We start from the raw sequence: 24,672 nt of genomic DNA on the forward strand, positions 1-24,672 counted from the left end.
CTGGTCCTGTGTGGACCGCGGGCACGTCCCGGCTCCTGCCGGTTCCCGCGCGCGGTCCACGGTCGGTGCCTTCTAGTAACCGCCGGAGCAGTTGATGACCTGACCGCTGATGTAGTCGGCCTCGGGGATGCAGAGGGTGTACACGGCGCCGGCGGCCTCCTGCGGGGTGCCGGCGCGGCCGAGGGGGATGCCCTTTTCCAGCGCTGACAGGAGCTGGGGGTTGACGCCGACCGGGAGTTCGCGGCCCTGGATGTCGATCGTGGCTGCTCCGTCGGCGGGGGCCTCGGTGAGCCGGGTGCGGATCAGGCCGTAGGCGACCGCGTTGACGTTGACGTTGTAGCGGCCCCACTCCTTGGCGAGGGTCTTGGTCAGGCCGATGATGGCCGCCTTGGCCGAGGAGTAGTTGGCCTGTCCGGCGTTGCCCTTGACGCCTGCACCGGAGGAGATGTTGACCACCTTGCGGTGCACACGCTCACAGCGGGCGGCTTCCGCCTTGGCCAGGCGGGAGATGTGCGGCTGGGCGGCACGAAGGATCTGGAACGGTGCCTTGACGTGGACGTCGAGGATGGCGTCCCACTGTTCGTCGGTCATCTTCTGGATGACCGAGTCCCAGGTGTAGCCGGCGTTGTTGACGATGATGTCGAGGCCGCCGAAGCTTTCGATCGCCGTGCTCACGAAGCGTTCGGCGAAGCCGTCCTCGGTCACGCTGCCCACGACGGCGACGGCGTTGCCGCCGGCTGTCTTGATGTCATCGACCGTCTCCTCGGCGGGCAGAGGGTCGAGGTCGTTGACCACGACGTTGGCGCCCTCCGAGGCGAACTTCAGGGCTATCTCCCGGCCGATGCCGCGGCCGGAGCCCGAGACGATGGCGGTCTTTCCTGCGAGCTTGGTGCTCATGCGGTGAGTTCTCCTTCGATGATCGCGGTGCCCGCGAGGGTGACGGTGCCGTCTTCGAGCGTCATGGTCAGGTCGAGGTGGGTGAGTCCGTCCTCGACCTCGGTCACGGTGGCCGTGGCGGTGGGCTTGCCGTGGAGGGGCGTGATGGAGGTGAACCGCACGCTGTACGAACGGATGCGCTCCTGAGCCACGTTCTCGGTCAGCAGCCGGCCGAGGTAGGCCATGCTCAGCATCCCGTGGGCGAACACGTCGTCCATGCCCGCGGACCGCGCCACGTCCAGGTCGATGTGCATCGGGTTGTGGTCACCCGACGCGCCTGCGTAGAGGGCGAGAGTGGTCCGGGTGATCTCCGGCAGTTCGAGCTTCACTTGGCCCCCTTCAGGGAACGCACGACGAGGCTGTTGACGAGCTCGGCCACCAGGTCCCCGTCGCGGGTCACCTCGGTGCGGCGGACGACGAACTCCAGAGCCCCGCCCTTCTTGCTGAAGACATCAGTGATCTTCGAAGTGAAGGTCAGCTGATCTCCCGCGTGGATCGGCTCGTGATACGTGAAGCCCTGCTCACCGTGGAGCACCACGCGGATGTCGACCTTGATCACGTCGAGCAGATTCAGACTGCCGGGCGGGCGCTCGCCCTCCAGGCAGAACAGGAACGTCGGCGGCACCAGCAGATCGCGGTGTCCGGCGGCCTTCGCAGCCTCCAGGTCGGAGTAGACCGGGTCGCTCTGGCCCGTCGCCTTGGCGAAGAACCGGAGCCGGCCCCGTTCGACATCGACGGTGTGCGCCGGGAATTCGGTCCCGATCACATCGTGACTGACAGCCATCACTTCACCTTCTCGTAGAGGGTGACGACGGCGGCGCCGCCGAGACCCAGGTTGTGCTGCAGGGCCAGACGGGCACCGTCGACCTGGCGGGCCTCGGCCTCGCCGCGCAGCTGCCATACGAGCTCGGTGCACTGGGCCAGGCCGGTGGCGCCCAACGGGTGCCCCTTGGACATCAGTCCGCCTGACGGGTTCACCACGACCCGCCCGCCGTAGGTGTTGTCGCCGTCCATCACGAACTTCTCGGCAGTGCCCTCGGGGGTCAGCCGCAGTGCTTCGTAGGTGATGAATTCATTGCTGGTGAAGCAGTCGTGCAGCTCCACCACCGGGATGTCTTCCGGCCCGACACCCGCGGCTTCGAAGACCTGACGGGCCGCGTCCTTGGTCATGTCGTAACCGATGACGCGCATCATGTCGCCCGTGTCGAAGGTGCTGGAGAAGTCCGTGGTCATGGCCTGCGCCTTGATCCGCACATCGGTCCGCAGCCCGTGGCGACGTGCGAAGTCCTCGCTCGCGATGATCACCGCGGCCGCGCCGCAGGTGGGCGGGCAGCACATCAGACGGGTGAGCGGCCCGTACTGATGCGGGGAGGCGAGGACCTGCTCCTCGGTGATCGGGTCCCGGAAGACGGCGTACGGGTTGTTCGCGGCGTGCCGACGGGACTTCACCGCGATCTTCGCGAAGGCCTCGTTGGTGATGCCGTACTTGTCCATGTACGCCTGGCCGCCGCCGCCGAAGAGCTGCGCGGCCATGGGTGCGCTGTCCTGCAGGCCCTGGATGCCCTTCATGGTTTCGATGCCGCGGGCCATCGCCCGCGGGCGGTCGTCCCAGTTCCCCTTGAGCGCGCCCGCCTGCATCTGCTCGAAGCCGAGCGCGATGACGCACTCGGCGGCGCCGCCGGCCACGGCCTGGCGGGCCAGCCAGAGAGCGGTCGAGCCGCTGGCGCAGTTGTTGTTGACATTGATGACCGGGATGCCGGTCTGGCCCAGCCCGTAGATCGCGGCCTGGCCACAGGTCGAGTCGCCGTACACATAGCTGACGTAGGCCTGCTGAACCAGTTCGTAGGCGATGCCCGCGTCCTGGAGCGCGGCCCTGGCGGCCTGCTCGCCCATCACGTCGTACGAGTCGGTGCGACCCGGTTTCCCGAACGGGATCATGCCGACCCCAACCACCTGAACGTTGGCACTCACGGAGCTCTCCATGGCTAATGACGGTTTACAAAGCGGTTGCCAAGAGCGTCGCACCCGGCGAACGGAACGTCGCCCCCGGTGAGCTGTGATTTACGCAACGCGGATGAGTGCTGGCGGTGGAGAGCCGTGTGCTGTGTCATCGAGCCTTGGGAGTGGCGGCCAGGCGCCGCTCGGGTGTGTATCGACTCGCGTGCTGCCTGGTGCCGCAGAGGATCTGCGCTCCAGCTAGGCCGTGTTCACTTCCCGCGACTGTGACCCGGTCGGCGCCGGACCCTGCGCCGCGACCTGGCCGGTTCGCCGGGCGGACGCCCGCCACGTATGGCAATACAGACAGGAGAGGCCGACAAATGCGCCGCAGCGTGTTCAACGAGGACCACGAGGCTTTCCGGGAGACCATCCGGGAATTCATCGCCAAGGAGGTCACGCCCTTCTACCCGGAGTGGGAGAAGGCCGGGCACCCGCCGCGCGACTTCTACAACAAGCTCGGCGAGCTCGGCGTCTTCGGGATCGAGGTGCCCGAGCAGTACGGCGGCGCGGGCGAGACCAGCATCAAGTACGAGACCGTGCTCATCGAAGAGCTGTCGCGCGCCGCCGTCGGCCTGGGTGGCTCCGGCGTGCACACCGGGCTGTGCCTGGGCTACCTGCTCCGCTATGCCTCCGAGGAGCAGTTGCACCGTTGGATGCCGCAGTTCGTCAGCGGCGAGACCATGTACGCCATCGCCATGACCGAGCCGGGCACCGGCTCCGACCTGGCCGGAATGAAGACCAGGGCCGAGCTCTCCGAGGACAGCACCCACTACATCCTCAACGGCGCGAAGACGTTCATCACCGGCGGTGTGCTCGCCGACCGGGTGCTCGTCGTCTGCCGTACCTCGTCGGCCCCCGAGGAGAACCGCCGCCTGGGCCTGTCCATCCTGGTCGTGGACACCAAGAGCGAGGGCTACGCGGTCGGCCGCAAGCTCGACAAGATCGGCATGCTCACCTCCGACACCGCCGAACTGTCCTTCTCCGACGTCGAGGTCCCCGTCGAGAACGTCCTCGGCGAAGAGGGCAAAGCTTTCGGCTACCTCTCCGAGAACCTGGTCAAGGAACGGCTCATCATCGGCATCCGCGCCTGCGCCACCGCTGAGGCCGCGATCAGGTTCGCCGTGGACTACGTCAAGGAGCGCCAGGTCTTCGGCAGGGCGGTCGCCTCATTCCAGAACACCAAGTTCGTGCTCGCCGAGTGCGCCGCCGAGCTCGAGGCCGCCCAGGCCATGGTCGACAAGGCCATCGACCTGTTCGACGCGGACCAGCTGACCCCGGCCGACGCCGCCAAGATCAAGCTCTTCGGCACCGAGACGGCCGGCCGGGTCATCGACAAGTGCCTGCAGTTGCACGGCGGCTACGGCTACATGCTCGAGTACCCGATCGCCCGCCTGTACGCCGACACCCGCGTCAGCCGGATCTACGGCGGCACCAACGAGGTCCAGAAGACCGTCATCGCCAAGTCCCTCGGCCTCTGACCTGTCCGGTTCGGACCGGCCCGCCCGGTTCCGGCGATGCCGCGTGCGTCGCCGGAGCCGGACGGGCCTGCCGCGTCGGCGTGGAGCGGGTGGCGCATTCGACCTCGTGGAGAGGATCGCCACACTCTGTGTCGTGGGCCTGGAAGTGAAGGGAGATTAACCTGTGATCATGCAAGATATCCCGACTGACGCTTTCACCGGACGGCTCGCGCTGGAGAAGGTGGAGGAGAATCTCTTTCGCGGCACCTGTCACCCCGGAGCGCCGCTGAGGGCGTTCGGCGGGCAGGTGGCGGCCCAGTCCCTCATCGCCGCCGGTGCAACGGTGGCACCGGACCGGGTGGTGCACTCCCTGCACGGCTACTTCATTCGCCCGGGGCGGACCGACCGTCCCATCGTCTACCAGGTGGACCGCACTCGTGACGGTGGCTCCTTCACCACCCGGCGCGTGGTGGCGGTGCAGGACGGAGAGACGATCTTCAGCCTGTCAGCGTCCTTCCAGCGCCCCGAGGCGAGCCCCGAGCATCAGGCGGATATGCCCACGGTGGCAGGACCCGAGATCCCGCCCGCCGCCTGGGACACCGAGGACGGTGACGGGGTGCTCTCGATCTTCGGAAGTGCTCTGGAGGTGCGGTGCGTCGGTGATCCCGGGCGAGGCCTGCCCAGTACCGGTCAGGGCCCCCGCCAGCAGATGTGGGTGCGGGTCCGCGATCCGTTGCCGGACTCCGCTCTGCTCCATGCCTGTGCCCTGACCTACATCTCCGATGTACGGCTGGCAGTCACAGCGGACCTGCCGCACCGGAGTGAGCCCGCCGTCCCGCTCGTCGCCTCGCTGGATCACGCCGTCTGGTTCCACCGGCCGTTCCGCGCGGATGCCTGGTTGCTCTTCGACATGGAGAGCCCGAACTACGCCTCGTCCCGCGGCCTGACACGGGGCCAGTTCTTCACCCGGACCGGCGAGTTGGTCGCCTCCGTCGTCCAGGAGGTGCTGATCAGAAGGTAGCCGGCTCGACGAGTCGATCGGTTGCCGGCATTCCCAGTACGTCCAGGCCGAGTTCGATGAGCAGCGCGGTGGGCAGCGGATGCTCCAGCAAGGGGGTCCGAGCCGCGACGGAGACCAGTGCGAACACGGCGTGGACCGTTACCCGTGCTTCGGCTTCGTTCAGATCCGGCCGTGAGGCGGTCAGCAGGGAGACCCACTCGGTGAGGTAGTCGAGCTGTGTGCGACGAAACGTCTGCTGCTCGGCCGGGGCAAGGTACCCGAGCTCGCTGATGACCAGGGCCACCGAACCGCTGAGCACGGTGACCGAGGATGCGAATGAGCGGAGTACGCGCACCAGTGCCTGGGCCGGTGAGGAGCTCACTGTCAGAGCCTGGTCGAGTGCGAACCACAGAGCTTCAGCCTCGCGGCGGACGACGGCGGCCAGCAGCTCTGCCTTCCCCGCGAAGTGCTTGTAGACGCTGGGGCCCGCGATGCCGGCCGCCGCACCGATGTCCTCCATGCTGACCGCCTGGAAGCCGCGCTCCTTGAACATCCGCATTCCCGCCAGCAGGAGAGCCTCTCTGCGGGTGGCGGGTGACAGGCCTGGGACAGAGCGCTCGGCGGGACGCGTCGCCGTGCCCGTGACGGGTAGCGCCGATGTACGGCACACCTCCGAGGCGCGCTCCCACAGCAGTGTTTCGAAGCGGGAGGCCGGGAGGGTGGTGTGGTGGTAGGACGGGCTGACGAGAACGGCGGTTGCGGCCAGCGCGAGTTGGTGCGCATCCGTCGCCGACAGCTCGTGGCGCTCGGACTGCACGGCAGCGGCGACGGTGCCGATGATGCGCTTGTGGCGCTGCCGGATCTCGGCGCGCTGCTCCACGGACAGCGCCTGCGTCTCCTTGTCCCACAGCGCCGCGTAGGCGCGGTGCTCGACGCTGAAGCGCGCGATCGAACGGAGCAGGGCATCGAGTCCCTCCTCGTTCCGTACGGCCTCTTCGAGCAGATCGAGCCCATTGACCAGCCCCTGCGCAAGCAGCTCCTGCTTGCCGCGAAAGTGCCGGTAGAGCGCTCCGGCCGTGATCCCCACGGTCGTGGCGATGTCTTCCATGCTCGTCGCGTGGTAACCCGACCGGTGGAAGGCGTCGACGGCGGCAGCCAGGATCTGTGCCTTGCGGTTGTTCGGGCGATGGGCGCGGCTGCCGGTGGTGGTCATCGCCGCCATCCTACGATCCGTGTCCGGCCACGCTGTCGCCCACGTCATCAGGGCCCACGGCAGGCGGGAGAGTGGCACATCTCCACAAAGTGAATGATCCTTTCTCCCGTCCGTGGGGAACGAGTACTCGTCCGCCCGGTCATCGATGTGACCGACACCCGCTGTGCACGCGGCAGGATCGGGCTCAAGGTGTTCGGAGGCCGCACCGCCTACCAGGGCACTTTCGTTCGCGCACCCTAGGAGATCCCACCCTCATGCTCGACAGACTCGACCTGCTGGTCATCGGTGAATGCGTCGCCGACATCGTCCGGCTGCCGGGTGCGGCCGATCAGGTCCACCCGGGCGGCAGCCCGGCCAATGTCGCGTACGGTCTGGCCCGGCTCGGGCGCAGCGCCACCCTGCTCACCCAGCTCGGCCCGGACGACAACGGGTGGCTGATCAGGGACCATCTGGCCACCGCCGGGGTCGAGGTCCGCACGGACGGTGCTACAGCGCCCACCCCGTCCGCCGCCGTGACCCTCGACGGCGCCGGCCGGGCGGCGTACACCTTCGCGATCACCTGGACGCTGGACCCGGTCTCACTGGACCGGCCGCCGCACCATTTGCACACCGGTTCCATCGCGGCGGTGATGGAACCCGGCAACGCGACCGTCCTGGGCGCCGTCGAGTCACTGCGGGCGGGCGCGACGGTCAGCTACGACCCCAATGTGCGGCCCGAGTTGATGGGGGACCACGATGCAGCTGTGCGCAAGGTCGAACGCTGTGTCGCACTCAGCGATGTGGTCAAGGCCAGTGACGAGGACCTGGAGTGGCTGTATCCGGGCCATGAGCCGGATCAGGTCGCCGAGCGGTGGCGCGCCACCGGACCGGCCGTTGTCCTCGTCACCCGAGGGGGCGACGGCGCGCTGGCCGTGTTCCCGGGCGGGCACGTGACGGTCGACGCCCTTCCCACCGACGTGGTCGACACGGTGGGGGCGGGCGACGCCTTCATGTCGGGCACGCTGCACGCCCTCGCCTCGCGAGGGCTGCTCGGCGCGGGCGGCCGGGAGCGGCTGCGTTCCCTGGACCAGGACACCGTGACCGATGTCCTGCGACACGCGGCGGCCTCGGCCGCTGTGACCGTCGCACGGGCGGGCGCCAACCCGCCGGACGAGGCGGAGTTGGAGGAGGCACTCACCCGCTTCTGAACAGGGTCCCGGTATGACGGTGCCACCGCCCCCTCGCGGGAACGGTGGCACCGTCATGTCCTGCCCTCAGCGTGGGGTCACCCGACCGGGACGGCCCGGGGGAGCGCCGAGTCGACGGTGTTGCCGTGCCGGTCCTCGGCCGTCACACGGAGGCCCAGGAAGCCGCCGGACTTCAGCGCCGTGTGCGGCGCGAGGAACCGGTATTCGCCGTCGTGGCCGAGGACCAGGACCTGCTTCCAGGTCACTCCGTTGTCGGCGGTGACCCAGGCGCGGACCTTGCGCAGGCCGTTCACCGCGCCCGTGACATCGGCCTTCACCAGGAGCGGCAGGCCGGCCTGTGCCTGGTTCAAGTTGTTCAGCGGAGCGTCGAACGACACATTGAGCAGCTTCACCGGGGTCGCCGTGTCACCCGTGCCACCTGCGGTGAAGGTCCACTTGGAGGTCGCCTCGCCCCCCATCGGGAAGATCCCGGCGGAGGTGAAGGTGCGGCTCAACTCGTAGGAAGCTTTGCCGGCGTCCGCGAAGGTCTTGTCGATCAGAGAGCCCCGGTCGGCGACGAGCACGCCGTTGCGGTAGAGCTGCGTCGTCGACTGGAAACGCTGCGGGAAGTTGAAGTCGGAGTACTCGCCGACGAGCCCCTTCGGGTCGACGTTGTCGTCGAGCTTCAGCTGGAGCCGGGCGCCCGTGGCCTGTCCCGAAGCGCCGACCGAGAACGGTCCGGTGAACCAGGTGTCATGGGTCGAGCTGCCCGGCTCGTAAGTGAACTGGCGTGGTTCGTAGTCCATTTCCACGCCGCTGGAGTGACGGTAGGTGAACCGCAGCCAGGTCCTGTCCTCGGCCTGGATGTACTCCGTGCGCTCCCGGGGGACGGTCAGGTAGGACGGCGACGACACATTGAGGCCGTTGAGCCCGGTCCCGTAGACCGTGCTTCCCTCCTGGTAGCGGAGCTTCTCGTTCATGCCCTTGTACGTCGTGCGGACCTTGGCGAACTTCTTGACCTCGCCGCGCGTCAGCCGTCGTTCCGGGGTGTCGCCGACCTCGTCCTGGGCGTAGGCCGCGTCGTAGAGGGTGGAGGTGTCGCCCACGGTGATGTCGCTGTCCGCGTCGGCGAGGCGCCAGCGCTCGTTGAACGCGACCTTGCCGAGGTGGGCTTCCGTGGTCGGCGTGATCCACAGCGCGTCGCGTGGGAAGGCTCCGTAGGCGCCGCCGGCCAGCATGCTGTGCCGGATGCCGAACTGACCGTCGTCCGTGGTGCGGGTCAGGTTGCCTGCCATGAACTCGGGCCGGGTGTCCTTGCCCTCCACGGACGCCGTCCAACGGCGGGCCTTGCGGGCATCGAAGACGATCTCGTTCGAGCCGGCCTTCAGATCGGCGCTGACGATCGCGATCTGCGGCACCCCGTCGGTGATCATTCTGATCATCGCCAGACCCATGTAACGGCCCTCGGGCACCCGCAGGTCCCGGGTGCCCTCCGCGCGGACCTCGGCGTTCATCGCGGCACCGTTGTCCGCGTTGAGCAGGGAGATCTGGGCGGCGGCGGGCTTGCCCGCGCGGTCGAGCGTGGTGACCTTGACGGTCTGCGCGCGATCGAGGAGGAGCGGGATGCGCAGCGACTGGCCGCCGCCCGCCGGGAGTGCGGTCAGGGAGCCGCTGTACGTGCCGGTCGGCGTGCCCGCAGTATCGACGGTGAGCGTGACATCGGTGGACTCACCGGCGCCCAGTGTGACGGTGGACGCCGACAGCTTGAGCAGGCCGGTGGGCGGGGTCGAACCCGTGGCGGCCAGCGTGCCCGTGAGGCTCAGGGTCGCGGAGGCGTCGCCCGTGTTGGTGAGCTTCACGGTGCGGGTCGCGGTGCCGTCGGAGACGTCCAGGCGGCCGAAGTCCACGGCGCCGGTGTCCGCCACGACGGACTGCTTCAGTGCGGCCGGAAGGTTCACCACACCCGTTCCGACGTCGAACACCGACTGGCTGCTCTGCGGTGCCGTCGCGGTGCCCATCAGCGTGTGCTTCAACTGGTCCGGGGTCCAGTCGGGGTGCTGCTGGGCCAGCAGCGCCGCGGCGCCCGTGATGTGCGGGGCGGCCATCGACGTACCGCTCAGGGCCGTGTACGCCGGGTCGGACTGCACGGTGCCGATGTTCGTGCCCGTGGCGCGTGCCGCGACGACGTTGACGCCGGGGGCGGCGATCTCGGGCTTCACCGTGCCGTTGAAGGACGGTCCTCGGCTGGAGAACGAGGCGGTGCCGCCCGCGAAGTCCACCGCGGCGACCGACAGGGCGTGCGGGGCGATCGACGGGGCCGACACGGTGCTGATGTTCGGACCGTTGTTGCCCGCCGACACCACGAACAATGTGCCGGACGAGGTGGCCAACGCTTCGAGCGACTGGGTGACCGGGTCCTGGCCGTTCGTCGGACCGCTGCCCAGCGACATGTTGACCACCTTCGCGCCCTGCGCGACGGCCCACTCCATGCCGGCGATGACCGACGAGTCCGAACCGGAGCCGTCGTCACCGAGCACCTTGCCGACGATCAGGTCGGCGTCCGGCGCGACACCGGAGCGTATGCCCGGGGCCCCTGCCCCGCTGCCCGCCACGGTCGCCGCGACATGGGTGCCGTGGCCGACCTTGTCGAGGGTGTTGCCGCTGCCGGAGAAGTCCTTGGCCTCACTGATCCGGCCTGCGAGGTCGGCGTGCGTCTGGTCGACGCCGGTGTCCAGCACGGCGACCTTGACGCCCATGCCGGTGCGGCCGGACTGCCAGGCGCTGTCCGCGCCGATCTGGGTGAGGTTGCGGTCCAGCGCGTCGGCGTGCACCTTGCCGTCCAGCCAGATGCTCGCGACGCCGTTCAACGCGCCCTTGGTGTCGAGCGCTTCACCGACCTCGTCCGCGTCGTCCTTGTCCAGGACCGCCGTGCTGGCCTTCAGCGCGTGGAAGTCCCGCTTGGCAGGGAACAGCCCGTCGCTGGAGAGCGCCTCGGGGCGGCCCGCGCCGGTTCGGCGCACGATCAGCGGCAGCGAGTCGACGTGGGAGTCGTCGTAGCCGTCGCGGATCAGGCCGTCGACGTTGAACAGTTGCGGGTCGAGGAGGGAGCCGACCTTGCCGATCACGTCGGTCGGGTAGAAGTACGCGTCGCCGTCGATGTCCGTACGGGCGAGCATCGTGCCAGGAGCCGAATCGGCGGCGGGCACCGCGCTGTACGACTTCCTGCCGTCCGCGGTGGTGGTGACCGTCACCCGGTCACCGGTGATCAGCGTGACCGTGCGGCTCACCGCGGAGCCGAACGCCGCGGCTGCCGGCTCCGGTGCGGGCCCGGCGGTGGCCGAAGGCACGACTGCGGGCGAGCACAGGGCGGCGACGGTGATCGCCGCCACAAGTCTGGCGCGGGCAAGAGGTCTCATGAGGACTCCGGCTTCTGGAAGTTGGACGGACGCGGCGTGCCCGGCACGGGAGGCGTCGGCAGCTTGATGCGGTACGCGCTCTGCTCGCCGGTCTCCTCGTCGGTGAGCAGGGTGGAGCCGGTCAGCCGGCACCAACCGCGCAGCGACGAGCGGACCCGAGGATTGGCGCTGTGCAGTTCCAGCACGCTGCCTTCCGGCAGCTCGCGGCAGCGCCGTTCCAGCAGGCCGAGGATGCGCTCCCAGGGTTCGCCGCCCGCGTCGACGACGGCACGGACCGAGTCGTCCGGACCCGACGCGTCGGACGAGGCGGGGGACGAGGCAGCACACATGGGCATTTCTTCCTCGGCAGAGAGAGCACGGGGCACACACACCCCGGGGTTCCGGGGCCGACCAGGACCGTAGGGAAACCCCGTTACCCGTGAATTACCGCTGCTGCGAAGCGGTCGGCGGCTGCGCGGCGCGGGCGGCTGCGAGCTCCTCCGACAGCCTTCGCATGCCGTCCAGCACCTGCGGATCACGCGCGAGCGACACCGCGTCGCCGCACTCCCGCAGAGCCTCGTCCGCCTCGGCGAGGCGCCCGCATCGCAGTTCCACCTCGGCAAGCCCCACCAGCGCGTACGGCAGCACCCACGACGTGCCGAGCGAACGGGCCAGCCGGACCGCGGCGTTGGCCAGCGCGGTGGCCCGCTGGTGATCGCCCACGAGGAGTTCGGCACCCGCCAGATTGCTCTGGTCGAAGGCGAGCACCGTGGGGTCACCGGTGCGGCGGGCGACCGACACGGCACGCCGCGCACAGTCCCGTGCGGCCTCCGACCTGCCTTCCTCGCGGGCCAGTTCGCCCACTACGGACAACGCGCTGGAGAGCAGCGCGGCGTCTTCGGTCCGCTCGGCAGTCCGCAGCGCCTCCTCGGCCGCCTCGCGGCTCTCGCGTACCTGCCCGGATACCAGAAGGGAGGCGGCGCGGATCGTGAACAGCCGGGAAAGCAACGGATCCCGGCCCGCGTCGGGAAGCCGCGCTGTTTCCTGCTCGGCGCGGCGCAGAGCGGACGCGGTCTCGTCGAAATGTCCGGCGTAGAAGCTGAGCGCGGCGATGGCCAGCTGCAGCCCGGCACGGTCGACCGCGGGTGACTGCTTGGACGCCGGTGCCGCACGGAGCACCGCGAGACCGTCGAGCGGGCGCCCGGCCCGGCCGAGCACCTCGGCCATGGACACTGCGGCCCGCAGTGCCCCGATGTGGTCGGCGGCCGACGTCAGATCCCGCAACGCGCGGTGCAGCACCTCCTCGGCCTCCGGGTAGCGGGCCGCGCGGCGCAGCACCTGGCCCCAGGCCAGTCTTGCATCGGCGGCCCCGGCCGGGTCCAGCGCATCCAAGTGCGCCACAAGTTCCCGGTAGTAGTCGCAGGCGCTGTCGTTGGCGTAGAGGGCGGCCGCCCGGTCGGCGGCGGCTCGCAGGAAGACCGGCGCGCGGCTGTCGTCCGACACCGTCAGATGGAAGGCGACGGTGTCGACGGCGTCGGGACGCAGACGCAGTACCGCGTCCGCGTAGGCCCGGTGGAGACGTCGGCGCGCGGCCCTGCTCAGCTGCTCGGTACAGGCCAGGCGCACCAGGGGGTGGCGGAAGGCATAGCCGAGGGCGGGCCGGCCGGCCAGGACGACGTCCCGTTCCTCGACGATGCCCGCACCGGCGGCTGCGTCGAGCGCCGCCGCGACCTCGCGGCCGTCCAAGGGCGGGTGCAGACCGGCGGAGGTCACGGTCTCCAGTTCGGTGAGCGAAACCGCGGTTCCGCCGGCCACCGACAGCGCGGCCAGTGTGCGCCGGGCATCCGCGGGCAGCCGGGCCAGCCGGCCCGCGACCAGTCGCCGGATGCCGTCCGGAACGGCATCGCTGTCCGGTTCGGCGGTGGTGCGCTGTCGCGGTCCCATGCGCTCCAGGTCCGCCACCGGACTGCTGGTCAGTTCGAGGGTGAACAGCGGGTTCCCGAGGGAGAGGTGGAAGATACGTGATGCCGTGCGACGGTCCTCGGCGCGCCCGCCGAGACCGGCCGCCGCCACGGCGAGACCGGCGCAGTCCGCACGGCTCAGACGGAGCAGGTCGATCTCCACCGCCATGCGCTGCCGCAGGATCGCGTCGAGCACCTGCCGCCGTGCGTCGTTCGGGTCCGGACTGTCGTCGCGGCAGGTGGCGATGAACCGCCACCGTCTGGCCTGCGTTGTCCGTACGAGGTGATGCAGCAGGCTCAGCGATCCCGGGTCGGCGGCGTGCAGATCGTCGAGCACGACAAGGACCGGACGGGAGGCCGCGAGATCTGTGAGGAATCCGGCGACGGCCCGGAACAGCCTGGCGCGCTCCTCCTCCGGGCTCGCAGCGGCAGGCGGGCCGCCGCCCAGGGAGGGCAGCAAGGCGGAGAGCCCGATGTGTTCGGCGCTCACCCGGGAGCGTTCAGCGGCGCTGCATCCGGCGAGGTGACCGTCGAGCGACTCCGCGAACACCCCGTACGGGGTCTGCCCCTCGGCCTCGTGGCTCGTACCCCACAGCACGCACACGCCCTGCGCCGCCGCACGCCGGGAAGCCTCGGCGACCAGCCGGGTCTTCCCGATGCCCGCCTCACCGCGCACCACGACGAGCGGAGTGTCCCCATCCGCAGACGACGCGTGCTGGGCCAGGAGCGCCAGCGGATGTTCGCGGCCGAACAGCGGGAGTCGTTCGGGGCGGCGGATCGCGGGTGGCAGTGGCGCGGGGTCCGGCGAGATCCGGGAGAGCGGCGGGGTAGCGAGTGCATCGAGCGCCGCCAGGGCCGTACGGTGCATGGCTTCAAGCTCCGCGCCGGGACGCACACCGAGTTCATCGGCCAGGGCCTCGCGGCAGGCGTGGTACTGGCGGATGGCCTGACGCGGCCGGCCCATGTCGCACCAGACGCGGGCCAGGAGGAGATTCAGGACCTCGTCGGCGGGGGAGCGGTCCACCGCGTCCCGCAGCACACCGACCGCATCGTCGGTGCGTCCGTCGGCCAACAGCCGCTCGGCCAGGGCGGGGACGAGCTGCTCGCGCAGCACCTCGATACGGCGACGGCGCTCACCGGCCCAGTCCGCGAATCGGTCCTCGGGCAGCAACTCCCGCCGCAGTGCACTCAGTGCGGCGCCGAGCGCATCGGCATCCCCTGCGGCGAGCGCGTTGCGCGCGGTCTTCTCCGCCTCGTCGGCATCGACCCGTACCCGGTCCGGAGCCAGGTACAGCAGATCGCCCTCCGCCACCAGATAGGAGGACGGAACGCGGGGAGCCAGCTCCGGCTCCAGTGCGTGGCGTGCGGCGTGCAGGGTCACCCGGAGATTGCGAACCGCAGCATCCATCGGGGCGTCCGGCCACAGCAGGTCCATCACTTCCTCGCGGTGGCGCCGCAGTTCCGGAGCCACCGCGAGCAGCTTCACCAGGGTCTGCGCGGTGCTGCGCCGCCACCTGCGCGGAATCTCCACGCCGTCGTCGCGTACCGCCGCGAAGCCGCCGAGGAGGTGCAGGGACAGCTGAGGAGCGCCCAGGGCTTCAGCGGGTCCTGGCATGGCCACACCTTTGACGGTCAACGGTCGGTGCACGACAGGTGTGTACCGCTGTGCCGTTACTGAGGCGTTACTGCGAATCCGATCGAGTGGGTGTTCTGGTCGGGCACGCCGGCGAAGGCCGCGAGTCCGAAGCGGACCGTGCCGGGCGAGGGAGGGAATGCGGTGTTCGAAGCAGGCCGCCCTCGGCGAGCGCCAGGTCCTTCAGCAGCCGCCGCGCACTCGGCCGGGACCATCGCTCGGCCGGGAGCTCCTCACCCGCGCACTCCACCCGGAATCCGCCGAGCACCAGGATGGTGACGTCTTGCACCGTTGACGGGGCCACCGGAGTACCTCCGTGCGCAGGGCCATGACGTCGGTGCACAGTAGGAAGCCCGCATCACCCGGTCATTACCCGTGCGCCTGCCCATGGGGTGCCGGGAGCAGATGCGGTGTGCTGTCGTCGTCGAGGAACTCCACGACCGCAAGGGCGAAGAGCGCCGCGATCGCGATCCATACGGTGACCATCGCCGTCGGCCGGTCCCACACGATCAGCACAACGGCGGCCACCACGACGACCGTCCAGTTCAGCGGGTCCTTCGCCCGGTGGACCCAGGCGCCGACCGGACCACCGGTGATCCCGGCCGCGTCGCGTACGGCGCCGATGCCGCCGTTCCACATGGCCTTGACCCGGGTGGCGGCGCGACCCTCGCCGGAGAGCCAGGCGGCGAGAGCCACCACCACGCCCAGTGTGATCACCATCCGGATCCCGGCGCGGAGGAAGCCGACCAAGGCATCGAAAATCGAACCGGCCGCCGACTGCGACACCGACGCCGGGAGGCTGTCCAGGTAGAACGCCCGGAACACCCACAACGCCACGCCGAGCACAGCGGCGCCCACCGCGACCGCGAGGGCCGCGGTGACCAGCGCGCGGCGTCGGCGCACGGCGAGCAGCACCCCGCCGGCGGCGAGCACGAGGGTCAGCAACGGCAGCCAGAAACCGACGATCTGCAGCAGCCGGAACCCCTTCTTGGCCTTGCCGATCGCATCGGACGTCAGCACGGTGAAGTCGGTATGGATCTCGGGGATCTTCGCGGCGATCGTCAGCCCGTGGTCGACCAGGAGCTGCGTCACCCGGTCGATCACCGGGGCGAGATCGATGACGACCGTGTCGTTGGTGAGCTTCACGGCCCCGCCTCCGCTGCCGGTCAGCGCCTTGACGGCCGCCGCGTGGGCGTTCCGGTTGAGGGCCACCCACACCTTCTCGAAGGCGTCGGACGTCACGAACCTGTCCACCGTCCCGTGCACGAAGTTCGAGACCCCGGTGGTGATCGGGCCGCTCAGCCGCCCCAGCGCCTTGTCGACGACCGGCCGGTCCGCGGGGGCCACCTGTTCGAGGAGGGAGTGGACGTCCAGATGCGTCATCACGACATCGGTGACGCGGTTCGACACCGCGGCCTGCACATCGGGGTCGGAGGCCAGGGGCTTCACCATCGCCACATACCGGTCGGTGTCACCGATGTCGTTCTTGGCCCAGGCGGCGACGATGCTGAGTGGGGTGAGGACGGCCGCGACGAGGATCAGCAGGACGGCGAAGAACGAACCGATCCGGGGCCGGGACCGCGCCGGAGCTCGCGCCTCCAGTTGCGCCATCCGTGCGCGTAGCGCATCCAGCTCGGCACGGGAGGCGGAGGAATCCGAGTGATCGTGGTCCGGTGTTGCCATGACCCAAGGGGATGCCCTGCGCGTCCGTGCAGCGCGGCGAGTTGCTGCGAAAGGGTGAGCCAGGGGGCTCGCGGGGGGTACGCGTTCACGCCCTCGGGCTTCGCGCGCCCCCGTTCGGCCCAGTAAGCGCATCCTCGCCGGGGCGACGGCCGTTCGACAGCCGGCAGGCGTGATCGAGCACGGAATCGGAGCAGCGAGTGGCGAGGGGATACGTACTCGACGGCGGCGTGCAGCCGGAGAGTGAGCGGGACACGGAACGGCTCACCGGTTCGTCCGCCCGGCCCGTGACCGTGCCCGGCCAGGGCCCCGGCCCGGCCGCCGTACGGACCGCGGTCCTGGAAGCCGTCGCGGGGTGGGTGCCGGGGGAGCCGGTGGGCAATGACGCGTTGCCCGCCGCGTGGGGCGTGGACGATGCCTGGGTACGCGCCCGCACCGGCATCGTCAGCCGCCACCGGGCCGGGGTGGGCCTGGCCACCGGGGACGTCGCCTTCGAAGCCGCCCGGCGACTGGTCGGCGACGGCGGTTCGACCGCCGCCGGGCCGGTGGACGCACTCGTGCTCGCGACCACCACTCCGGACCATCCCTGTCCCGGCACGGCCCCCGCCCTCGCTGCCCGGCTCGGTCTGGGAACGGTCCCCGCATTCGACATCGGCGCCGCGTGCAGCGGCTTCGTCTACGGGCTCGCCGTCTGCCGGGGACTCGTGGCCGCCGGTCTCCACGACCGGGTGCTGCTGGTGGGCGCGGATGTGTACTCGGCCTGGCTGGACCCGGCCGACCGGTCGGCGGGCGTGGTGTTCGGCGACGGGGCCGGGGCGGCACTCGTGGGGGCCGGGCGGGCGGGGACCCCCGGTGAACTGCTCGCCTTCGATCTGGGCAGCGACGGCACCGGGTACGACCTGATCACCGTGCCCGGGGGCGGTGCGCGGTCCCGCTCGACGCCGGAGCAGGCCACCGAGGGGGACGAGTTCTTCCGCATGCAAGGACCTGCCGTGTACCAGCACGCCGTCGAGCGGATGACAGGATCCTGCCGGGCGCTGCTGGCCAAGGTGGGGTGGGACGCCGCCGACGTCGACCACTTCGTACCGCACCAGGCCAACGCGCGGATCCTGCGGGCGGTGTCCGCCCGTGTCGGCATCGACCCGCGGCGCTGTGTCACGCACCTGGAACGGGTGGGGAACACAGGCGCCGCATCGATTCCGCTGGCGCTCGCCGACGCCGCCTCCGAGGGCCGGTTCCGAGCCGGCGACCAGATGCTGATCACCGCCTTCGGAGGCGGTCTGACCTGGGGGTCCGCCGCTCTTCGCTGGCCGGGAACCCGCACGAACGACGCACGGTGCGCGACGGAGGGAACAGAACATGACGCAGGCTGACATGGGGGTCGCGGTGACGGGAGTGGGGCTGGTGACCCCCGCCGGCGCCGATGAACACACCTTCTGGGAGGGGCTGTGCGCGGGGCGCTCCATGGCGCGGCGCTGCGACGAACTGGCAGGACTGCCGGTCGACTTCGCCTGCCCGGTCGACGGGATCGACCTGGACCAGGTGGTGGGCGGCCGATCGGTATGGCGGATGGGACGGTTCGTGAAACTGGCCCTGATCGCCGCCCGGCAGGCTGTGGCTGACGCCGGACTCTCCCCGGAGACCTGGGACGGATCCAGGGTCGGAGTGGTGGTCGGGGTCGGCGTCGGCGGCGTGTCCCTGCTCGTCGACAACGTCCGCAAACTGGACGACGCCGGACCGGAGGCGGTCTCTCCGCTGCTGGTGCCGATGATGATCCCGAACGCGGCGGCCGGTGAGGTCGCGATCGAGCTCCGAGCTCAGGGTCCCAGCCTCGCGCCCGCCACCGCCTGCGCCTCCGGGTCCACCGCGATCGCTGTCGCCCGCGACCTGCTGACCAGCGGCCGGTGCGACACCGTGGTGGCGGGCGGGGCGGAGTCCGTGCTGACACCCCTGGTGGTGGCGGCCTTCGCGAAGATGGGGGCGCTCTCCACCCGGACAAGCGATCCGGCGGGCGCGTCGCGGCCGTTCGCCGCGGACCGGGACGGGTTCGTCCTCGGCGAGGGCGCCGCCATGCTCGTACTGGAGCGGACCGCCGACGCCCGTGCCCGCGGCGGCCGGCTGCGCGCGCTGCTGACGGGCGCGGGTGCCAGTACGGACGCCCGCCACCCCACAGCTCCCGCACCCGACGGCTGCGGTGCGCAACAGGCGGTGGAGGCGGCCCTGTCCGAGGCGGGCTGGACCCCCCGCGATGTCGACCACATCAACGCGCACGGCACGTCCACCCCGCTCAACGACGCGATGGAGACCGAGCTCGTCTCCCGGCTCTTCCCGCACCGTCCTTCCCTCACCGCCGCGAAAGGGGTGATCGGGCACACCCTCGCCGCTGCCGGTGCGATCGAGGCGGTGGCGACCGTACTGACGCTGGAACATGGCATCGTTCCGCCGATCGCCAACCTGGACGCGCTGCCGGACGGGTGGGATCTCGACTGTGTGACCAAGGAACCGCGCCGGCAGGACGTCCGGCGGGCCGTCAGCCACTCCTTCGGCTTCGGCGGACACAACGTCGCGCTGGCCTTCGAGCGGGCCTGACCGGTTGTCCCGCCTGTGCAACGGACGGCGAGGAAGTGTGTCCTCGCCGTTCATCGGTCGTTCTGGTATTCATGACCGCAACGATCGACAGCATCGTCACCGAGGCCACCGCGGACCTCCTCAAAGGTGTGCTCTTCGGGGGTGACTTCCGCCAGGAGCACGGCTCCTGGCGTCAGCTGATCGCCACGGAACCGTTCCGCCGTCCCGTCGACCGCACACCCGACGAGCGCCTCTCCCTCGCGTACGAACGGCTGAGGATCCTCAACAGCAGCCTGGACAGCGCCGCCGGAACGGCCACCGACCCGCGCGCCCTGGCCGCCCTGCACGAGTGGATCGGCCCGGTGGACCCGGCACTCACCACCGTCGCGGGCATCCACTACAACCTCTTCCTCGGCAGCCTCCTCGACCATGACGGTGACACCCGTCGCGATCTGTCGGACTTCCTCCGACTACGGCGCATCGGCACCTTCCTGTGTACGGAGGTGGCACACGGCAATGATGCGGTGGCCGTCGAGACGACCGCGACGTACGACCGCGCACGCGACGGATTCGTCCTGCACACCCCGCACTCCGGGGCACAGAAGTTCATGCCCAACGCCAGCCCGGCCGGCGGCCCCAAGACGGGACTGGTCGCGGCACGCCTGCTGGCCGACGGCGCCGACCACGGGGTCTTTCTCTTTCTGGTGCCCCTCACCGACGAGCTGCGGCCGCTGCCCGGGGTACGGGTCCGCAGGCTCCCGGCACGCCTGGGCAGCCCGATCGACCACTGTCTGACCTCCTTCGACCAGGTCTTCGTGGAACGCGAGGCGCTGCTCGGCGGCGAGCACGGACGGGTAGGCGACAACGGGGAGTTCAGCAGCGCCATGGGAAATCGCAGGCGTCGCTTCCTCACCTCGATCGGGCGCGTCACGGTCGGCAAGATCTCCATGAGCGCCTGCGCGGTCGGCGCCGCGCGCGCGACGCTGGCCGTCGCGGTCCGCTACGGCGGCCACCGGTACATCTCCGGTCCGCGCGCCACGCAGCCGGTGCCGGTGATCGCCCACCGCAGCCACCACGGGCCGCTGGCCGAGGCCATGGCCACTGTCTTCGCGATGAGCCTGCTGCACCGCAGAGCCCTCGACCGGTGGGAGGCACAGGCCGGCACGGGTCCGGGCGCGGCGACGGGGCGGGCCGAGGCGGAGCGGCTGGTCGCCGTGGCGAAGGGGTGGATCACCTGGCGGGCTCGCGCGGTCATCGTCGAGTGCCGTGAACGGTGCGGAGCGCAGGCGTTGTTGGAGAACAACGGCATGGCCGACCTCGTAGCCGGTGCGGAGGGCGTGATCACCGCTGAGGGGGACAACATGGCCATCCACGCCAAGGCCGCTGCCGAAATGTTGTTCGCCGCTCCGCAGACTCCGCAAGAGAGCACTCCTGATGCCGCGCCCGGAGATCTCGCCGACCCCCGGTTCCTCGGGCGGCTGCACGCGCATGTGGAGGATCTCTGGTTCGGCCGGGCCAGGGCGCGGATGAGCGGCGCCCGGAACGACGGTCCGCTGGACCGGTGGAACGCGGCGTCCGGGCCGGCGCTGCGCGGCGTCGAGGCCCACGCCCACCGGCAGGCGGCCGAGGCGTACGCGGACGCGGTCGCCGGCCTGCCCGAGGGGCCCGCACGTGCCCGACTCGCGGAACTGCAGCGGCTGTTCGCCCTCCGGTGGGTGGACCGCAACAGCGGCGATCTGCTCGCCGCCGGTCGTCTGACCATCGACCAGGTCGACGCTCTGCCGGACGTCGTCGAGCGGCTCATCGCGGATGTCGCCGCGCATCTGCCCACCCTGATCGAGTCCTTCGCGCTGCCGGAGGAGGTGCTCGCGGACTGGCCCATCGCGGGCGCCGACTACGCCGACGCGTACGACGACCCGGAGGCGGCGTGGCAGACCGCCGCCGGGACCGAGGGGGAGCGGTGACGGCCCCGCAGGAGCGGGCCGCCGGGCGCACGCGCCGGGTACGGGAGGCCGCGGCGGCCCTCGGTGTCCGGGCGGTGCTGCTGGCGTACTGGGGCACCACATCCCTTCTCGCCCGGCGCCGTGCGAACGCGCGTACGGGCGTAGGCGAATCGGTTCGCCGCAAGGCGTAACTGGAGGAACGTCATCCCGTTACTTCGGCGTCGGGACGGTGCATTCACCCGGCCCGACGCACCTGCACCACAGAACGAAGAGGAAGATCATGAGCACGATTCATCCCGAGATCACCGACATCCTCATCGGCACCTTCAAGGTGCCCGCCGCCGAGATCCTCCCGGACTCCACCATGGACAGCCTGGAGATGGACTCGCTCGCCGTCGCCGAGTTCGCCGTCATCGTCAAGGAGAAGCTGGGCGTCGACGCCGGCTCCGACAAGCTCTACAGGGACGCCACCCTGGCCGACATCACCCGGTTCATCGACGAGACGTTCGGCGGCGTGACGACGGCGGGCGGCGAGGCAGCGATGAGCAACCCCCGATGAACAGGCCCGCCGTCGTCGTCACCGGCCTGGGGATGATCACCCCGGCCGGCAACGACACCGAAACCACCTGGAACGGGGTCTGCTCCGGGATCTCGCCCGCCCGCACCGTCCCCGAACTCGAAGCGTGCGAGATCGACTTCGCGTGCACGGTCTCCGGCATCGATCTGGACGAGGCGGTCGGCGGCCGGACGGCGTACCGGATGGGGAAGTACGTCAAGTTCGCCGTCCTCGCGGCACGGGAGGCGGTCGCGGACGCAGGACTCGACCCGGCCGAATGGGACGGCAGCCGGGTGGCCGTCGTCGTCGGCACCAGCAGCGGAGGGTCCGCCGGCCTGACCGAACAGGCCGTCGCACTCGACCGGCGCGGGCCGGAGGCCACCTCCCCGTCCGGCATCCTGCTCACCATCCCGAACATGCCCGCGGCCGAGATCGCCATCCGGATGCGGGCCACGGGTCCCAGCCTGGCGCCGTGCACCGCCTGTTCGTCCGGGGTCACCGCGCTGTCCGTGGCCCGGGACCTGCTGGTCACCGGCCAGTGCGACATCGCGATCGCCGGTGCCACCGAGTCCATCGTCTTCCCGGTCGCCATGACCGGCTTCGCCCGGTCCGGCGCCGCCGCCCGCAGGGACGGCGATCCGGCCCGGCTCTGCCGGCCGTTCGCGGCCGATCGTGCCGGCCTCGTCATGGGTGAGGGCGCCGCCCTCATGGTGCTGGAGCGGGCGGACGACGCCCGCATGCGGGGCGCAGTGCCGAGGGCTCTGCTGGCAGGTGCGGGGGCGACCACCGACGCCCACCATCCCACCAGCCCGCATCCGTCCGGCGCCGTCGCCCGGGCCGCCGTCGAGGCGGCGCTGCGGGACGCGGGCTGGCGGGCCGAGGAGGTCGAACACGTCAACGCGCACGGCACGTCGACACCGCTGGGCGATGCCACCGAAGCCGCCCTCATCGGCCAGGTCTATCCGCACCGGCCGCCCGTCACGGCTCCCAAGGGAGTGCTGGGTCACTGCATGGGGGCAGCCGGAGCCATCGAGGCCGGGCTGACGATCCTCACGCTCCAGCACGGAGTCGTACCACCGATCGCCAATCTGGACGCCCCGGCACCCGAGTTCGACATCGCCTGCGTCACCAAGGCACCTCTCCTGCAGCCGGTCCGCCGCGCAGTGAGCCACTCCTTCGGGTTCGGCGGCCACAACGCCGTGATCGCCCTCCAGCGCCCGTAAGCCGTGCGGTACCGGCGGTTCGCCATGCCGAACTGGCCCGGATGGCATCGTGGTACGCGACGTCGTGACCGGCGCGGTCCTGCGGCGTTGTCGCGGGCTGCTCCGGCGGCTTGTCGCTGTTCGCCCGCACGCGCCAGGTCACCGTGCCTGTCCTCCGAGCTTCCCGGTCAGGTCGTAGTGCCGGTAGAGCTCCTCCTCCTCGGCCACCGAGAGATGCGCGTCCGCGTCCACCCTGGGGGCTTCCTTGACACTTTCCTTCGGATGCTTGATGTGCAGGTCGGAGCCAACCTTGCGGGCCCCGACGAGCGGCACGAAACTCTCCTTCATACCGAACAGGCCGGTTCTCACCGTGATCCAGTCCGGCCGGCCGGTGTCGTCGTCGACATACACCCGCCCCACGCTGCCCACCCTCTCGCCCGCGGTGTCGTACACCGTCAGGCCCTCGAGCTCTCCGGGATCCGTGAAACCGTCAGGGTCTGCCATGCCCGATTCCTCCTCGCCCGGGCGCGTCCGTGGGCGGGCCCACCGGGGAAGGCGCGTCCGGACTCCATCGCGCCTCACCCGGATGGACGGTGCAACCTCTCGGCCCGGCACGGCCGTCCGCAACGTCCCCGGGAGCGCAGTGCGACACCGGTGGGGCCCCCGTCCGTGCACTGGGCCGTTCGGGTGGGACCTCGTAGGGCCGCGTGGGTCCGTGACATGCGGACACGCACACCGGGCGGACCTCGCTCGGCGTCTCAGGTACGCATGGTCCGCGCGGACGGAGCGGTCTCGATGAGCGTGGCCCGCGCCCGCCGCCGGTCTACGAAGGAGTCCGTCTCCGCGTCGATCTCCCCATCGGGGGTGTCGCCGAGGAGATGGGTCCGGCCGGCGGCCAGAGCGACCGATCGCGGACGGGCCCGGATGGAGACCAGGGGACACGGACACCGACGCCAGCACATCTCTAACGCGTGGTTGAGTCCCCGCAGTCCGTCGCCGCCTGGGCGAGTGCGCGTACCAGCGGGGTCGCGCGGTCCGTGCGCCAGATCAGGGCCCACTGGACGGGCGGGGAATCGTGGAGGGGGAGGTAGACGACGTCGGTCTGAGCGTTGTAACGCCGTCCCTCGTCGGGGACGGTGCAGACTGCGTCGCCTGCCGCGACGAGTGCAAGGATCTCGTTGAAGGTGGTGACGGCCGGGCCGCGGCGGACGGGGCGTCCGGCCGGAGTGCGGGCCGGCAGGACGGCGGCCTCCCAGTAGGCGGGTATGGGGCCATTCAGGCGCGGCACGATGTGATCGCCGAGCACCTCCGTGCTCACCGACTCCTGCCGGGCGAGCGGATGATCCGCGCACACCATCAGGTTGAGAGGTTCCTCGCGCAGCACCACACCGACGGTCAGGTCCGGCTCGCGAACCGGCAGCCAAGTGGTCACCGCGTCGACCTCGCCGGCCCGCAAGGCTCCGAACGGATCGCTGAAGAACACTTCCCGGAAACGCAGTTGGACGGACGGGTGCCGGGCCCGGAAGCGGGTCAGGACCGGGGCCATGTCGTGCATCTGTGCGCCCATGACCCCCAGTGTCAGCGTGCCGGCCGTGTGGCGGTCGACGGTGGTCACCTCCGCTATGGCGTCCTGGATGCCCTCATATGCCGGCTTCAGCCGCTGGAGCAACACCTCTCCGACAGGAGTCATCCGCACGTGGTGGCTGGTGCGCTCGAAGAGCTGGGCGCCGATGGCGCGTTCCTGTTTCTTGATCGCCTGGCTGACGCGGGCCGGGGAGACATGCAGGCGTTCGGCGCTGCGGCCGAAGTGGAGCTCCTCCGCGAGCGTCAGGAAGATCTCTATGTCCCGCAGTTCCACGCTGTCCCCCCGATTCCATTCTGGTCCCCGGAGTCGTGAACCTCTGGGTTAACGACCATAACAAGATCGGCCGTTGTTCCCGGGCTTCCCCGGTATGCATGCTGGG

Annotated in this window: 19 protein-coding genes and 1 pseudogene; 9 read left to right on the top strand and 11 right to left on the bottom strand. The window is 70.4% G+C overall.

Features of this window, described 5'->3' with window-relative positions:
- Window positions 1–72: 72 nt before the first annotated feature.
- Genes OHB49_RS38150 through OHB49_RS38165 form a run of 4 tightly spaced genes read right to left on the bottom strand, consistent with a single transcriptional unit; the run spans window position 73 to window position 2,919 of the window.
- Window positions 73–897, bottom strand: coding sequence for an SDR family NAD(P)-dependent oxidoreductase (locus tag OHB49_RS38150; RefSeq protein ID WP_329165474.1), 825 nt, complete (start codon window positions 895–897; stop codon window positions 73–75).
- A complete protein-coding gene (locus OHB49_RS38155; protein WP_030973303.1) occupies window positions 894–1,265 on the bottom strand; it encodes a MaoC/PaaZ C-terminal domain-containing protein in 372 nt (123 codons plus the stop codon). The genes OHB49_RS38150 and OHB49_RS38155 overlap by 4 nt, the downstream gene beginning before the upstream one ends.
- Window positions 1,262–1,720 (bottom strand): MaoC family dehydratase N-terminal domain-containing protein, encoded by a 459-nt coding sequence (locus OHB49_RS38160; protein ID WP_329165475.1) that lies wholly within the window; start codon window positions 1,718–1,720, stop codon window positions 1,262–1,264. The genes OHB49_RS38155 and OHB49_RS38160 overlap by 4 nt, the downstream gene beginning before the upstream one ends.
- Complete coding sequence (locus OHB49_RS38165; RefSeq protein ID WP_443079605.1) at window positions 1,720–2,919, bottom strand: lipid-transfer protein; 1,200 nt, start codon at window positions 2,917–2,919, stop codon at window positions 1,720–1,722. Before OHB49_RS38165 ends, OHB49_RS38160 begins: the two co-directional genes overlap by 1 nt.
- Before the next feature lie 335 nt (window positions 2,920–3,254).
- Here OHB49_RS38165 and OHB49_RS38170 point away from each other — a divergent pair, with 335 nt between their 5' ends.
- Together OHB49_RS38170 and OHB49_RS38175 are read left to right on the top strand one after the other, a co-directional pair.
- Window positions 3,255–4,412, top strand: a complete 1,158-nt coding sequence (locus tag OHB49_RS38170) for an acyl-CoA dehydrogenase family protein (RefSeq protein ID WP_329165478.1) — start codon at window positions 3,255–3,257, stop codon at window positions 4,410–4,412.
- A 169-nt stretch (window positions 4,413–4,581) separates the two neighbouring features.
- Window positions 4,582–5,412: an acyl-CoA thioesterase gene (locus tag OHB49_RS38175; protein WP_329165479.1), complete on the top strand. Its 831-nt coding sequence runs from the start codon at window positions 4,582–4,584 to the stop codon at window positions 5,410–5,412.
- On the opposite strand, the gene OHB49_RS38180 is transcribed toward OHB49_RS38175, so the two are convergent.
- Window positions 5,402–6,604, bottom strand: a complete 1,203-nt coding sequence (locus OHB49_RS38180; protein ID WP_329165480.1) for a TetR/AcrR family transcriptional regulator — start codon at window positions 6,602–6,604, stop codon at window positions 5,402–5,404. The genes OHB49_RS38175 and OHB49_RS38180 overlap by 11 nt on opposite strands.
- Before the next feature lie 254 nt (window positions 6,605–6,858).
- On the opposite strand from OHB49_RS38180, the gene OHB49_RS38185 reads away from it, so the two are divergent.
- Window positions 6,859–7,791 carry a carbohydrate kinase family protein gene (locus tag OHB49_RS38185; protein WP_329165482.1) on the top strand — a complete coding sequence of 311 codons (933 nt, stop codon included), beginning with the start codon at window positions 6,859–6,861 and terminating at the stop codon, window positions 7,789–7,791.
- A 77-nt stretch (window positions 7,792–7,868) separates the two neighbouring features.
- Here OHB49_RS38185 and OHB49_RS38190 read toward each other — a convergent pair whose 3' ends face one another.
- The 4 genes from OHB49_RS38190 to OHB49_RS38205 form a co-directional block, all read right to left on the bottom strand.
- Window positions 7,869–11,186 carry a S8 family peptidase gene (locus OHB49_RS38190; RefSeq protein ID WP_329165483.1) on the bottom strand — a complete coding sequence of 1,106 codons (3,318 nt, stop codon included), beginning with the start codon at window positions 11,184–11,186 and terminating at the stop codon, window positions 7,869–7,871.
- Window positions 11,183–11,515: a sulfurtransferase TusA family protein gene (locus OHB49_RS38195; RefSeq protein WP_329165484.1), complete on the bottom strand. Its 333-nt coding sequence runs from the start codon at window positions 11,513–11,515 to the stop codon at window positions 11,183–11,185. The genes OHB49_RS38190 and OHB49_RS38195 overlap by 4 nt, the downstream gene beginning before the upstream one ends.
- Before the next feature lie 94 nt (window positions 11,516–11,609).
- Window positions 11,610–14,741 carry an ATP-binding protein gene (locus OHB49_RS38200; protein ID WP_329165486.1) on the bottom strand — a complete coding sequence of 1,044 codons (3,132 nt, stop codon included), beginning with the start codon at window positions 14,739–14,741 and terminating at the stop codon, window positions 11,610–11,612.
- A gap of 387 nt (window positions 14,742–15,128) precedes the next feature.
- Window positions 15,129–16,442, bottom strand: a complete 1,314-nt coding sequence (locus OHB49_RS38205) for a hypothetical protein (RefSeq protein ID WP_329165487.1) — start codon at window positions 16,440–16,442, stop codon at window positions 15,129–15,131.
- Between the two features lie 284 nt (window positions 16,443–16,726).
- Here OHB49_RS38205 and OHB49_RS38210 point away from each other — a divergent pair, with 284 nt between their 5' ends.
- The 6 genes from OHB49_RS38210 (at window position 16,727) to OHB49_RS38235 (ending at window position 22,729) form a co-directional block, all read left to right on the top strand.
- On the top strand, window positions 16,727–17,812 hold the full coding sequence (locus OHB49_RS38210) for a beta-ketoacyl-ACP synthase 3 (protein ID WP_329166768.1): 1,086 nt from the start codon (window positions 16,727–16,729) through the stop codon (window positions 17,810–17,812).
- The gene (locus OHB49_RS38215; RefSeq protein ID WP_030973326.1) at window positions 17,799–19,028 is read left to right on the top strand and encodes a beta-ketoacyl-[acyl-carrier-protein] synthase family protein; all 1,230 of its coding nucleotides are present in this window, start codon (window positions 17,799–17,801) and stop codon (window positions 19,026–19,028) included. The genes OHB49_RS38210 and OHB49_RS38215 overlap by 14 nt, the downstream gene beginning before the upstream one ends.
- A 71-nt stretch (window positions 19,029–19,099) precedes the next feature.
- The gene (locus OHB49_RS38220) at window positions 19,100–20,971 is read left to right on the top strand and encodes an acyl-CoA dehydrogenase family protein (RefSeq protein WP_329165489.1); all 1,872 of its coding nucleotides are present in this window, start codon (window positions 19,100–19,102) and stop codon (window positions 20,969–20,971) included.
- On the top strand, window positions 20,968–21,141 hold the full coding sequence (locus OHB49_RS38225) for a hypothetical protein (RefSeq protein ID WP_158711190.1): 174 nt from the start codon (window positions 20,968–20,970) through the stop codon (window positions 21,139–21,141). Before OHB49_RS38220 ends, OHB49_RS38225 begins: the two co-directional genes overlap by 4 nt.
- Window positions 21,142–21,230: 89 nt before the next feature.
- Window positions 21,231–21,509 carry an acyl carrier protein gene (locus tag OHB49_RS38230; protein WP_329165490.1) on the top strand — a complete coding sequence of 93 codons (279 nt, stop codon included), beginning with the start codon at window positions 21,231–21,233 and terminating at the stop codon, window positions 21,507–21,509.
- Window positions 21,506–22,729, top strand: coding sequence for a beta-ketoacyl-[acyl-carrier-protein] synthase family protein (locus OHB49_RS38235; RefSeq protein WP_329165491.1), 1,224 nt, complete (start codon window positions 21,506–21,508; stop codon window positions 22,727–22,729). Before OHB49_RS38230 ends, OHB49_RS38235 begins: the two co-directional genes overlap by 4 nt.
- A gap of 153 nt (window positions 22,730–22,882) precedes the next feature.
- Here the strand turns inward: OHB49_RS38235 and OHB49_RS38240 are convergent.
- Together OHB49_RS38240 and OHB49_RS38245 are read right to left on the bottom strand one after the other, a co-directional pair.
- Window positions 22,883–23,212: pseudogene (locus tag OHB49_RS38240) on the bottom strand (PRC-barrel domain-containing protein); the annotation flags it as partial.
- 460 nt (window positions 23,213–23,672) lie between these two features.
- Window positions 23,673–24,566, bottom strand: coding sequence for a LysR family transcriptional regulator (locus OHB49_RS38245; protein WP_329165492.1), 894 nt, complete (start codon window positions 24,564–24,566; stop codon window positions 23,673–23,675).
- Window positions 24,567–24,672 lie beyond the last annotated feature (106 nt).

It is taken from the genome of Streptomyces sp. NBC_01717 (genome assembly GCF_036248255.1).
Lineage (GTDB): Bacteria > Actinomycetota > Actinomycetes > Streptomycetales > Streptomycetaceae > Streptomyces.

Bases quoted from the DNA above. Each gene is read 5' to 3' on its own strand.
- OHB49_RS38205 (WP_329165487.1), bottom strand. From the start codon at position 16,442: ATGGCAACACCGGACCACGATCACTCGGATTCCTCCGCCTCCCGTGCC.
- OHB49_RS38170 (WP_329165478.1), top strand. From the start codon at position 3,255: ATGCGCCGCAGCGTGTTCAACGAGGACCACGAGGCTTTCCGGGAGACC.
- OHB49_RS38200 (WP_329165486.1), bottom strand. From the start codon at position 14,741: ATGCCAGGACCCGCTGAAGCCCTGGGCGCTCCTCAGCTGTCCCTGCAC.
- OHB49_RS38195 (WP_329165484.1), bottom strand. From the start codon at position 11,515: ATGTGTGCTGCCTCGTCCCCCGCCTCGTCCGACGCGTCGGGTCCGGAC.
- OHB49_RS38150 (WP_329165474.1), bottom strand. From the start codon at position 897: ATGAGCACCAAGCTCGCAGGAAAGACCGCCATCGTCTCGGGCTCCGGC.
- OHB49_RS38230 (WP_329165490.1), top strand. From the start codon at position 21,231: ATGAGCACGATTCATCCCGAGATCACCGACATCCTCATCGGCACCTTC.
- OHB49_RS38185 (WP_329165482.1), top strand. From the start codon at position 6,859: ATGCTCGACAGACTCGACCTGCTGGTCATCGGTGAATGCGTCGCCGAC.
- OHB49_RS38160 (WP_329165475.1), bottom strand. From the start codon at position 1,720: ATGGCTGTCAGTCACGATGTGATCGGGACCGAATTCCCGGCGCACACC.
- OHB49_RS38220 (WP_329165489.1), top strand. From the start codon at position 19,100: ATGACCGCAACGATCGACAGCATCGTCACCGAGGCCACCGCGGACCTC.
- OHB49_RS38180 (WP_329165480.1), bottom strand. From the start codon at position 6,604: ATGACCACCACCGGCAGCCGCGCCCATCGCCCGAACAACCGCAAGGCA.
- OHB49_RS38190 (WP_329165483.1), bottom strand. From the start codon at position 11,186: ATGAGACCTCTTGCCCGCGCCAGACTTGTGGCGGCGATCACCGTCGCC.
- OHB49_RS38215 (WP_030973326.1), top strand. From the start codon at position 17,799: ATGACGCAGGCTGACATGGGGGTCGCGGTGACGGGAGTGGGGCTGGTG.
- OHB49_RS38175 (WP_329165479.1), top strand. From the start codon at position 4,582: ATGCAAGATATCCCGACTGACGCTTTCACCGGACGGCTCGCGCTGGAG.
- OHB49_RS38165 (WP_443079605.1), bottom strand. From the start codon at position 2,919: ATGGAGAGCTCCGTGAGTGCCAACGTTCAGGTGGTTGGGGTCGGCATG.
- OHB49_RS38235 (WP_329165491.1), top strand. From the start codon at position 21,506: ATGAACAGGCCCGCCGTCGTCGTCACCGGCCTGGGGATGATCACCCCG.